The organism is Exiguobacterium sp. EF_C8, assembly GCF_054956715.1.
The window spans coordinates 2071932-2084081 of record NZ_CM143264.1 but is presented as its reverse complement, the minus strand read 5'-3'; the positions used below and the strand labels follow the sequence as shown (position 1 = coordinate 2084081).

Sequence of the window (12150 nt, the reverse complement as noted above, 5' to 3'; positions counted from 1 at the left end):
GAAGTGATTTTCAAAGAGCGTGGCTTATTACTCGTATTATCTGGTCCAAGTGGTGTCGGAAAGGGAACGGTCTGTCGTGCCTTGCGCGAAGATCAGGATAACGATCTGCATTACTCGGTATCCTGTACGACGCGCCAACCGCGTGAAGGAGAAGTAGATGGTGTCCACTATTTCTTTAAATCGCGTGAAGAATTCGAAGAGATGATTGCGAACAATCAACTCTTGGAATATGCTGAATTCGTAGGGAACTACTATGGAACACCTGTCGAATGGGTGAACCAGATCCTAGATGAAGGAAAAGACGTCATTCTCGAAATCGAAGTTCAAGGGGCCATGCAGGTCAAAGAACATTTTCCGGAAGCTGTCTTCTTATTCCTTGCACCTCCAAGCCTCCAAGAATTACGGAACCGCCTCGTAGGGCGTGGAACGGAATCGGAGGAAGTCATTAAGCAACGTCTTCTCGTCGCTAAGGAAGAGATCGAGATGATGGATGCCTATGACTATGTCGTGACGAACGACGAAATTCATAAAGCCTGTGACCGGATCCAAGCAATCGTCACAGCGGAACATTGCAGTCGGGAACGTGTCGCGTCCCTATATAAAAAAGCCATGGAGGTTAAGTGATATGTTATATCCATCAGTTGATAAGCTTCAAAAGAAAGTACCGTCGAAATATACAATCGTTACAGTTGCCGCTAAGCGTGCGCGTCAAATCCAAGACGGGAAACGCGTGAAAGTCACGAACCCAAAATCGCATAAACCGGTCGGGAAAGCTTTAGAAGAGCTTTATTTCGAAGAAGTATCCGTCACGAACCAACCGCAAGACTAATTTTGAAGCAGCCACTTGTCATCGTGGCTGTTTTTTTCAATAAGGAGGACACCTACATGTTAACCAACCGAAACATTCTACTGTGTGTCGGCGGTGGAATCGCTTCCTACAAATCAGCAGCACTCGCTTCAAAGCTTGTTCAAGCAGGCGCACACGTTCAAGTCGCGATGACGCGTAATGCGCAACAATTCGTCGGTAAGACGACGTTTGAAGCACTGACGCGAAAAGCGGTCTATGATGACGTCTTCATCGAGCATGATCCGTCAAAGATCGCCCATATCGATTTAGCGGACGAAGCGGACCTGATCGTCGTCGCACCAGCGACCGCGAATTTAATTGCAAAACTCGCGCACGGGATCGCGGATGATTTCATCACGACGACGATCCTTGCAGCGACATGTCCCGTCATCGTCGCACCAGCGATGAATGTCAACATGCTCGAACATCCGGCGACAGTCCGCAACATCGAACAACTGAAGCAGGACGGTGTCCAGGTGATTGCACCGGGAGTCGGAAATCTCGCATGTGGTTGGGTCGGGAAAGGTCGTTTACCTGAACCGGAAGACTTAGTCGCAACACTCTCAACGTTCTTTGAAGAGAAGTATCTAGCCGGACGAAAAGTCTTGATCAGTGCGGGACCGACCGTGGAACGGATTGATCCGGTTCGTTACTTGACGAATGATTCTTCCGGAAAGACAGGAATTGCGCTAGCAGAGGCGGCAAGAGACGCAGGTGCCGATGTCACGCTCGTCCATGGACCACTTCGGATCGGATTACCGACCGGGATAGCGACGATTGCTGTTGAATCAGGAGAAGAGATGCTTGAAGCCATGTTACGTGATTATGAAACGCAAGACATCGTCATCATGTCCGCTGCCGTAGCTGACTATCGACCGTCTATCCAGTACGATCAGAAGCAGAAAAAAATCCACGGACCACTTCGAATTGAACTCGAAGAGACGACCGATATTCTGAAGACGCTTGGTGAGCAGAAACAACATCAGCTATTAGTCGGATTTGCGGCTGAGACGACGGATGTCGAGACGTTCGCTAAACAAAAACTCGTCCGAAAGAAAGCCGATTTCATTGTCGCGAATGATGTGTCACGATCTGATATCGGATTCGTCAGTGATGAAAATGAAGTCGTCGTTTTTGGAAAGAACGATTCCGTCACGCGATACGATCAACAATTGAAATCGACGCTCGCCAAATCGCTCATGCGCCAATTCGCGGAGGCATTGGCATGATAGCCGAAGTCATCGTTGACGTCGCAGCAGCAACGGTCAATCGTCCGTTCGATTATGCCGTTCCAGAACTCTGGCAAGAGCTGATCGTTCCCGGTATGCGCGTCGAAGTACCATTTGGTCCACGGGCGTTGCTTGGAATCGTCGTCGGAACGAAAGCAACGTCTGATCTGACGAACGTCAAATCGATCGTCCGTGTCTTAGATGAGACCCCGACCTATACACAGGAATTACTCGAGTTATCGGCGTATCTATCGGAAACGACTTTGTGTTTTCAAGCGACGGCATTGCTTGCGATGCTGCCGGCTGCCTTAAAGGTGAGTTATGATAAACTGGTCATAGTCGAGTCGGGCCCACTTCGGGCATATCATGGCAAGAAAATGAGTCAATTGCCAACGGAAGTCCAACAAATCGTCTTAACAGCGGCGAAACAAGCTGACGTGACGCTTCAACCGGTCATTCGCGAGAAAAAGACGTCTAAGATCGATAAACGGATTCGTCTTCTAGAGGAGCAAGCAACTTTTACGAAACAAGCGAGCCAACAAGCGGCACTTTACTCGTATATTCAAGAATTTCCGGATGCGCTTTGGAGTGAAGTCAAGCAGGCAACGGGCGCAACGAGCGCGACGTTGAACGCTCTCGAGAAAAAGAGCATCATTCAAGTCGAGACGATCGATGTTCGGCGAAATCCTTATGAACATCTCGTCCAAGACATCTTTGTGCCGTCCTCTTTGACGGAAAAGCAACAGGAAGCTGTCTCGGCGATTACGGCCGAAGCTGAGACCGGAACGTTTTTGTTACATGGCGTAACAGGAAGCGGTAAGACGGAAGTGTATCTTGAATCGATTCATGCACAACTCGAACGCGGTAGACAAGCGATCTTGCTCGTCCCAGAGATCAGTCTGACGCCGATGATGGTCAAACGGTTTAAACGCCGTTTCGGAGAACGGGTCGCTGTCTTGCATAGCGGTCTATCGCTCGGAGAAAAGTATGATGAGTGGCGCAAAATCGCCCAAGGCGAGGTCGATGTCGTCGTCGGTGCACGGTCTGCTGTGTTTGCGCCGCTGACGAACATCGGAATCATCATTCTCGATGAAGAACATGAAACAACTTATAAGCAGGAAGAGAATCCGCGCTATCATACGCGCGACGTCGCAAAATGGCGGGCAGCCTATCATCGTTGTCCCGTCGTGCTCGGAAGTGCAACACCGTTACTCGAGACGTATGCACGGGCACAAAAAGGGGTTTATCGTTACTTACCGCTTCGTGAACGATTCGGTGGGGAACTGCCTCCAGTCGACATCGTTGATATGCGTAAGGAACTCGAACGGGACAATCGTACGCCGTTCAGCCTCGCGCTAGTCGAAGGCATCAAAGAACGCATCGAACGTGGGGAACAAACCGTCTTACTCCTGAACCGTCGCGGATATACGACCTTCGTCTTATGTCGGGATTGCGGGGAGACGCTACAATGTCCGCATTGTGCCGTGAATTTAACCTATCACCAACATGAAGATCGCTTGAAATGCCACTACTGTGGGTTTGAAGCCGCAATGCCGAAAACTTGTCCGTCCTGTGAATCGACGAAAATTCGTCAGTTCGGAACGGGTACGCAAAAGATTGAGGAAGAATTGGCACACTTGATTCCGGAGGCGCGAATCATCCGGATGGATCAGGATACGACGTCGCGTAAAGGTGCGCATGAGAAATTACTCGATGCCTTTGAACGCAAGGAAGGAAACATTCTGCTCGGAACACAGATGATCGCAAAAGGTCTCGACTTTCCGAACGTTACACTCGTCGGAGTGATTGCTGCCGATGCGACGCTTGGTATTCCGGATTTTCGAGCAAGTGAGCGTACGTTTCAGTTGATCACCCAAGTGTCCGGTCGTGCCGGACGGGGTCAACTCGCTGGTCAGTCAATTATCCAGACCTACAACCCGGAGCATTACGTCATTCAAACGGCCAAACAGCATGATTTCGAAACGTTTTATAAGCGAGAGATGCAATTGCGAAAGCTCGGTGGGCACCCACCATTTTGGTTCCTTGGTCTGATTACAGTTTCAGCAGCGCATCCGCTCGAAGCACAAGCAGAAGCGCAGCAAATCGCTTCCGAGCTTCGTGCCTTTGAATCTGAGGATTTAGTCGTCAATGGACCGTTTGATGCACCACTCGCTCGACTCAAAAATATGTACCGGCAACAGGTCTTAATTAAACATAAAGGACAGGAGGATGTCCGGACACATCTCCGTGATATCTTATCCCGTCGTCAAAAATCAAAAACACAAGTCGCGATTGACTTGAATCCATTTGTATTCATGTGAGGTGTCTGTATGTATAAAGTAGTAGAAGTACCAAATGATGTATTACGACAGGTGTGTGAACCTGTCACGAAGTTTGATAAAAAACTCGGTAAAATGATCGACCGGATGTTCGATACGATGTACGAATATGACGGGGTTGGTTTAGCCGCACCGCAAATCAACCAGCCGATTCGTGTAGCCGTCGTTCATACCGATGATGAGACGGGACCAATCGAGCTGATCAATCCGGAAATCATCGAAGCGGACGGTTCGCAAATCGATGACGAAGGCTGCCTCAGTATGCCGGGCATCTTCGGACCGGTTGAACGGTTCGACCGAATCGTCGTCAAGTCTCAAGATCGTCTCGGGCGGACGGTTAAAATCAAAGCAAACGGCTTTTTTGCACGTGCCATCCAACACGAGATGGATCATTTAGATGGTGTCCTGTTCACGGATAAACTCGTCGAGCAAGAAAAGCCGCGCGTCGTCTTCATGGGGACGCCTGAGTTTGCGGCAGGAACGCTACGTGAAGTCATCGATGCCGGGTATGACGTCGTCGGTGTCGTCTCACAACCAGATAAACCAGTCGGACGAAAACGGGAAGTCAAACCGACGCCTGTAAAACTCGTCGCGATGGAACACGATATTCCTGTGTTGCAACCGAAACGAATTCGAGAGGATTATCAAGATGTTCTTGATTTAAAACCAGATCTCATTATCACGGCAGCCTACGGTCAGATCGTACCGACCGCTATTCTCGAAGCACCACGTTTTGGGGCAATCAACGTCCATGCGTCACTCTTACCGAAATATCGTGGCGGTGCACCGATTCATCAAGCGATCATCGATGGAGAAAAAGAGACAGGTGTGACGATCATGTATATGGTCGATCGGCTAGACGCAGGTGATATGTTGTCAAAAATCATCGTTCCAATCGAAGAGAACGATACAGCCGGTTCGATGTTTGAGAAGTTAGCGGACGCAGGAGCGCGCCTGTTACTTGAAACGTTACCACGTCTGTTAGCAGGTGAATTGACACCGGAAGCACAAGTCGAGGAAGAAGCGACATTTGCGCCGAACATTTCACGTGAGCGGGAACGACTTGATTTTACGCTACCGGGTGAGACACTCTACGATCAAATTCGTGGGATGAATCCATTCCCGAGTACGTATACGATGCTTGGGAACGACCGCTTAAAAGTCTTTTTCGCAACGAAAGTCTCAGGAACGGGACGACCGGGTGAAATCATCGCATTAGAAGCGGATGGTCCCGTCATCGCGACAGGTTCCGAAACAGCGTTGAAGCTGATCGACTTACAGCCGTCCGGCAAAAAACGGATGGATGGTGCCACGTTCATGCGCGGGATTGGTCAATCGCTTGAACTCGGACAACAAGTAGGTGAGAACGCATGAATGTACGCGACGCAGCAGTAACGACATTAATGAAAATCGGACAAGGTGGCGCCTTCTCAACAATTACGGTCCACCAAATGCTTGAAAAACGCGCCATCTCGGCGTCAGATGTCGGCTTGTTCACGGAACTCGTCTACGGGACGCTCAGTCGTGAATTGACGCTTGATTATATTTTAGAACCATATTTAGCGAAACAGAAAAAACTTGATCCATTCATGCGCCCATTGTTACGAATGAGTGTCTATCAGTTGTTTTATCTCGATCGTGTACCGGATCATGCCGTCATTCATGAAGCCGTTGAAATTGCTAAAAAACGTGGGAAAGTCCATGTCTCGAAAGTCGTCAACGGAGTGCTACGGAATGTATTACGGGCGGGAATGCCTCATTTCGCTGAGATTGAGCCTGCTGCAAAACGAATCAGCATCGAAACGAGTCACCCGCAGTGGCTCGTCGAACGCTGGATCGAACTGTTTGGTCCGGAAGAAACGCTTCAGATCTGTCAATTGAATAACACACCGGCACCGGTCACGGTCCGTATCAATCGCACGAAAACGACGCGGGAGGAAGCAATCGAGCTTCTACTCGATCAAGGTGTGACGGCAAAACCATCCACGGTCGCGCCGGACGGTCTCGAAATCGAACGAGGAAGCGTCCAAAAAACTGATCTGATTGACCGTGGGTATCTTTCTCTTCAGGATGAGAGCTCAATGCTCGTCGCCCGTGCGCTTGGTGCAGAAGCATCCGATCATGTACTCGACAGCTGTGCCGCACCTGGTGGGAAAGCGATGCATATTGCTGAAGGTTTGACGACGGGTACACTACAGGCACTTGATCTTCATCCACATAAGATTAAATTGATTGAACAGCAAGCGACACGATTAGGTCTTACGACTGTTCGAGCAGAAGCGTTAGATGCCCGTAAAGCAGGGGAACGCTTCGAAAGCGAATCCTTTGACCGGATTCTTGTCGATGCACCTTGTTCAGGACTTGGTGTCATTCGAAGAAAACCGGATATCAAATGGACGAAACGTCCAGAACAACTCGAGCAACTCCCAAAAATTCAACGAGACATCTTGACATCTGTCTTACCACTCGTTAAAAAAGGTGGAATCTTCGTCTATTCGACTTGTACGATTGATCCGACCGAAAACGAGGAGCAGACAGCGTTCATTCTCGATCAGGGTTTTGACTTTGATGCATCTTTCGCGGAACGCATGCCAGAATCCGTGCGGCATCTAATCGGAGATCGAGCAGAACTCAAGTTGTTACCGACGACAGTCGGAACGGATGGCTTCTACATTGCCGCGTTTAAGAAACGAGAAGATTGATACGAACGGAGGACTGTCATGGAGTTAGCTCACCTTTCGACCACTGGGAAAGTCAGGACTAAAAATGAGGATACGGTATTACTCATCGGGAACGCTGAACGTGGTATTGCTGTCGTTGCGGATGGTATGGGAGGTCACGCTGCTGGCGATATCGCAAGTGCGATCGTTCGCGAGGTATTTGAAGCATCCTTTTCCCTCATGCCAAATCGTCCGATGGAATTGTCCGAATGGATAGAACAACGTGTAGCCGAAGCGAATGCCCGGATTCTTCAGTTTTCAAAAGAAGAACAACTTGCGATCGTCGGAACGACCATTGCCTGTGTGTGCTGGGTGGAGGATTTGCTCGTCATCGGTCATGTTGGAGACAGTAGGGTCTATGCTCTTGAAGGTACGGCGTTAAAACAATTGACGGATGATCATTCTTACGTCAACATGTTACGACAAATGGGAGAGCTTTCGGACGAGGAAGTCGAAAATCATCCACGTAAAAATGTCATCACACGATCGGTCGGCTCGAACGAAACGGTCGAAGTCGACATTCAAGTAAGAGATGCTCCAGACTATGACCTCGTACTTGTGTGTAGCGACGGGTTGACCGATGAAGTGCCAGATGATGTCATTGAACAAATCATCTTACGAGATGATCCGCTTGATGAGATCGTCGGACGATTGGTGAAAGAAGCGAATGCTCGAGGAGGCGCGGATAATATTACGATTGCCGCCATCCGGTTCAAAGAAAGAAAGAGGGTCTGAATATGCGATACGGAGATCGATTAAATGACCGCTACCGCATAGAACGGCTAGTTGGAAGTGGCGGGATGGCGAATGTCTATCAAGCCTATGATGAGATTTTAAAGCGTCATGTTGCCATTAAGATTTTACGGACTGAATTTTCGCATGACGAACAGTTCATTCGTCGATTCGAACGTGAAGCGCATGCTGCTACCAGCTTGAATCATCCAAACATCGTTGCCGTCTATGATGTAGGCGAAGAAGATGCCATCTATTACATCGTCATGGAGTATATCGATGGTATGACATTGAAGACATTTTGTGAAAATCAAGCATTACCTGTGCCACAGGCCGTCGATATCATTGCTCAAATTTGTGATGCGATCGATCACGCCCATGCACACCGGATCATCCATCGCGACATTAAACCGCAAAATATGTTGATCCGAGAAGATGGTACCGTCAAAGTAACGGATTTCGGAATCGCTGTGGCGATGTCGAATGCGACGTTGACGCATACGATGTCTGTCCTTGGGTCCGTGCATTACTTCTCGCCAGAACAAGCTAAAGGTAAATTTGCCGATGAGAAGTCGGATATCTATTCGCTTGGTGCTGTCTTATATGAACTCGTTACAGGACAAGTGCCGTTTGAAGGTGATTCACCGGTCGCTATCGCGCTGAAGCATCTGCAAGATACACCACGTCGTCCATCCGTCTTGAATCCAAGAGTGCCACAAGCGCTTGAGAACTGCATCATGCAGGCGCTTGCAAAAGCACCGCATGACCGCCAACAGTCCGTCGCAGCGTTTAAGGAAGATATGGTAACCGCATTATCTGACGAACGAGCAAGTGAAGGCATCCGAGGCGCTGAAGAGGATGAGATGGAAAAGACGATGGTCTTATCACCTGTACAAGTTCCAGAAGAATCAAAAGCAGAACCGGGCACACCTGTCGTCACGACCGTTCAACCGAAATCGTCAGAAAAGAAAAAGAAAAAACGCTGGTGGGTCATCCTATTATTACTGGTATTACTCGGTGGAGCGGCTACGACGTTTGCGATGTGGCCGGATCCTACCGTTACGGTACCGTCCGTCGTCAAAACGGATGGAGATGAAGCGGAAACGAAGCTAGAGAAACTCGGATTCGTCGTTGAGACGACAGAACGAAACAGTGATACGGTCGATGAAGGAGACGTGATCAGTCAGACACCGCGTGAAAACGCGCAGGTGAAAAAGGGCTCAACAGTCAATTTGGTCGTCTCAACCGGCAGTGCTCCGGTCGAAGTGCCAGATGTAACGGATGATGTTGAAAAAGAAGCAATTGCGACGTTAAAAGAAGCTGGATTTGCTAAAGTCGAGGTCGAACGTGAGAAATCTGATGAGGTCACGCGAGGTAACGTCATCCGGCAATCAATCTCGGCTGGTACGGAGGTCATCGCGAAAGAACAAACGATTACGATCACCGTCTCGGAAGGGACATCTTCTTTCGAGTTGAAGGATTTGACGAACTTATCGAGTGACGAAGCAAAAGCCTACCTGGACGAAAAAGGGCTCGACGGAACGTTCGAGCAAGAATTTTCTAGCGACGTGAAACTCGATCAAGTTATCCGTCAATTCCCACAAGCAGGGGCTCAAGTCGAACCGAATGACTCCGTGACTGTCTTTATCTCAAAAGGTGAGGAAGAAAAGACAGTGACAGCGACATTCCCTGAAAAGGTCGTCTATGATGCGGTCAGCGAGAATGAGGACGAGGAACCGCCGAAACAAGTCATCCGGATTGAGACGGAAGATGCAAAAGGGAAGCGGACCGTCATCGAGGAATCGATTGATCAAGATGAGACATTCGACGTGCCGGTGACGATCGATCCGGGAGAAGAAGGAAAGATTACGATTTATAAAGATGATACCGTGTATCGTTCAAAAACCATCACGTACAATCAGGCAAAGGACGCACAATGAATATGATGAAAAAGGAGTGCATAGGATGACGGAACAACGCATCGAAGAGAATCGAGAAGGAACGATCATACGCCTGCAGGGCGGCTTTTATGATGTCATGACACCAGAAGGAGAGGTTCGTTCACGGGCAAGAGGAAATTTCCGGAAACGCGGCATCAGTCCAGTCGTCGGAGACGAAGTCGTGCTTCATATCGAAAGTGAGACGGGATATATTCTCGAAGTGAAGGAGCGAGACAACTTTTTAGTACGCCCTCCTGTCGCGAATATCGATCAAGCGTTGCTTGTCGTCTCGGCCGCAGAACCTGATTTTTCAGCGCACTTGCTCGATCGTTTCCTCGTCTTGATCGAAGCGAAGGAAATCCAACCCGTCATCCTGTTAACGAAGATGGACTTGCTTGATGATGTCAAAGGTCCTGCAGTTAGAGAGGCAATTGCCGCTTACCGGAAGATTGGTTATACGGTCATCGAGACATCAAGTGAGACATTGACAGGTGTTGAACAAGTCCGTCCGTTACTGGCCGGGAAAACGAGCGTTCTTGCCGGACAATCCGGTGTTGGGAAAAGTTCGCTCTTGAACGCACTTGAACCAACACTCGACTTAGAGACGAGTGCGATTTCGAAATCACTCGGACGTGGGCGGCATACGACACGACACGTCACGTTGATGCCACTTGCCGAAGGCTTGATTGCTGATACACCAGGGTTCTCGAACCTTGATTTTCCGTATGATATGGAAATCGAGGATGTACGGTGGAGTTTTCCTGAATTCGTGGCTGTACAGGACGAATGTAAGTATCGAGGATGTTTGCACTTGAATGAACCCGGATGTGCCGTCAAGGAAGCCGTCGAAGCACAAGAAATCATGTCCTCTCGTTATGAGAACTATGGTATGTTTATAGACGAAATCAAGAATCGAGCCCGGAGGTATTGAAGATGATTAAAATTGCACCATCTATCTTATCAGCAGATTTTGCGAATCTTGAGCGTGATGTCAAGGCAGTCGAGGCAGCAGGCGCGGACTATATCCATTTCGATGTCATGGATGGTCAGTTCGTACCGAATATCTCGTTTGGACTACCTGTGCTCAGCAGTTTACGTCAAAAGACGGATATGGTCCTTGATGTCCATTTAATGATTGACCAGCCAGAACGTTTCGTTGAAGATTTCGTTAAGGCAGGGGCAGATATCGTGACGTTCCACGTCGAAGCGACGAACCACGTCCATCGTGTTTTACAACAAATCAAGCTAGCTGGTGCAAAAGCAGGGGTCGTCTTGAATCCTCACACGCCATTATCAACGATTGAACACGTCCTTGAGGATGTCGATATGGTCTTATTGATGACGGTCAATCCGGGCTTTGGTGGACAAGCCTTCATCGAGAGTGTCATGCCAAAACTCGCATCACTTGCACAAATGAAAGCAGATCGTGATCTGACATTTGAAATCGAGATTGATGGTGGCGTCAACCCGGAAACAGCAAAACTTTGCATCGAAAACGGTGCGAACGTTCTTGTCGCGGGATCAGCAATCTACAATGCACCAGATTATGCGGAAGCGATCACTAGCATTCGTCAAGGGGCTGCCGTATAATAAGAACGAGAAAACGAAATATGATGACCGCAAGGGGTGTCGCTTGAAAAGCGGCTGAGAGGAGTCTTTTAGACTTTAACCCTTCGAACCTGTTCCGTTCAAACGGACGTAGGGATGTGGCGCACGCAGGCAGTACGGCGTTCGTCGTACTGCCTTTTTGCGTCCTCTCGTACAATGAAGGAGGAAATAGCATGAAACGGTTACAAATGATGATGGAAATTGCCATCTTCGCAAGTCTCGGGGTCGTCTTTGATTTACTGATTCCATTTAAAATGCCACAAGGCGGTTCAATCAGCTTAGCGATGTTACCGATCTTTGTCATGGCATTTCGCCACGGTGTCATCGGGGGTGTCGTCACAGGAGCGCTTGTTGGTACGATCCAACTGATGTTCGCCCCACAAGTCTTGACGATCGTCCAACCATTACTCGATTACACGATTGCATACGGTGTCGTCGGACTGAGCGGTCTGTTCGCGCGTCAGGTTAGACAAGCTGCACGTAACGGACAAAAGAAACGTTTGATGGCGTTCGTTCTCCTTGCAACACTATTAGGCGCAGGACTCCGTTATATCTGTCATGTCATCAGCGGAATCGTGTTCTTCGCGAAATATGCAGAAGGTCCAGTCGTGCCATATTCATTAGTTTATAACGCGACATACATGGTACCATCTTATGTTTTATGCGGTGTCGTCGCGGGTCTCCTCTTTACAACTGCGCCACGTTTACTACGTTATTCAGCACGAGGCGTCTGAG

11 protein-coding genes, 1 pseudogene and 1 riboswitch are annotated in these 12150 nt (G+C 48.9%); all 12 genes and pseudogenes read left to right on the top strand.

Annotation, left to right across the window (positions count from 1 at the left end; translation table 11 throughout):
• The first annotated feature begins 6 nt into the window (after positions 1-6).
• On the top strand, positions 7-624 hold the full coding sequence (gene gmk, locus ACY2IG_RS11225) for a guanylate kinase (protein ID WP_174316772.1): 618 nt from the start codon (positions 7-9) through the stop codon (positions 622-624).
• 1 nt (position 625) lies between these two features.
• A complete protein-coding gene (rpoZ, locus tag ACY2IG_RS11220) occupies positions 626-829 on the top strand; it encodes a DNA-directed RNA polymerase subunit omega (RefSeq protein WP_029342114.1) in 204 nt (67 codons plus the stop codon).
• A gap of 56 nt (positions 830-885) precedes the next feature.
• The gene (gene coaBC / locus ACY2IG_RS11215; protein WP_035406877.1) at positions 886-2076 is read left to right on the top strand and encodes a bifunctional phosphopantothenoylcysteine decarboxylase/phosphopantothenate--cysteine ligase CoaBC; all 1191 of its coding nucleotides are present in this window, start codon (positions 886-888) and stop codon (positions 2074-2076) included.
• Positions 2073-4397 (top strand): primosomal protein N', encoded by a 2325-nt coding sequence (gene priA / locus ACY2IG_RS11210; protein WP_462617935.1) that lies wholly within the window; start codon positions 2073-2075, stop codon positions 4395-4397. The genes coaBC and priA overlap by 4 nt, the downstream gene beginning before the upstream one ends.
• A gap of 9 nt (positions 4398-4406) precedes the next feature.
• Positions 4407-4796 (top strand): annotated as a pseudogene (def, locus tag ACY2IG_RS11205) (peptide deformylase); the annotation flags it as partial.
• Positions 4797-4868: 72 nt separating this feature from the next.
• The gene (fmt, locus tag ACY2IG_RS11200) at positions 4869-5789 is read left to right on the top strand and encodes a methionyl-tRNA formyltransferase (protein WP_035409509.1); all 921 of its coding nucleotides are present in this window, start codon (positions 4869-4871) and stop codon (positions 5787-5789) included.
• Positions 5786-7117 (top strand): 16S rRNA (cytosine(967)-C(5))-methyltransferase RsmB, encoded by a 1332-nt coding sequence (gene rsmB / locus ACY2IG_RS11195; RefSeq protein WP_462617934.1) that lies wholly within the window; start codon positions 5786-5788, stop codon positions 7115-7117. The genes fmt and rsmB overlap by 4 nt, the downstream gene beginning before the upstream one ends.
• A gap of 18 nt (positions 7118-7135) precedes the next feature.
• Positions 7136-7870 (top strand): Stp1/IreP family PP2C-type Ser/Thr phosphatase, encoded by a 735-nt coding sequence (locus ACY2IG_RS11190; RefSeq protein ID WP_462617933.1) that lies wholly within the window; start codon positions 7136-7138, stop codon positions 7868-7870.
• Between the two features lie 2 nt (positions 7871-7872).
• A complete protein-coding gene (gene pknB / locus ACY2IG_RS11185; protein ID WP_308101764.1) occupies positions 7873-9807 on the top strand; it encodes a Stk1 family PASTA domain-containing Ser/Thr kinase in 1935 nt (644 codons plus the stop codon).
• A 25-nt stretch (positions 9808-9832) separates the two neighbouring features.
• Positions 9833-10738, top strand: a complete 906-nt coding sequence (gene rsgA / locus ACY2IG_RS11180; protein ID WP_035406891.1) for a ribosome small subunit-dependent GTPase A — start codon at positions 9833-9835, stop codon at positions 10736-10738.
• 2 nt (positions 10739-10740) lie between these two features.
• Positions 10741-11397, top strand: a complete 657-nt coding sequence (gene rpe / locus ACY2IG_RS11175; RefSeq protein WP_056062291.1) for a ribulose-phosphate 3-epimerase — start codon at positions 10741-10743, stop codon at positions 11395-11397.
• Between the two features lie 22 nt (positions 11398-11419).
• Positions 11420-11529: riboswitch (TPP riboswitch) on the top strand.
• A 59-nt stretch (positions 11530-11588) separates the two neighbouring features.
• Positions 11589-12149, top strand: coding sequence for an energy-coupled thiamine transporter ThiT (gene thiT / locus ACY2IG_RS11170; protein ID WP_056062289.1), 561 nt, complete (start codon positions 11589-11591; stop codon positions 12147-12149).
• Position 12150: the final 1 nt, after the last annotated feature.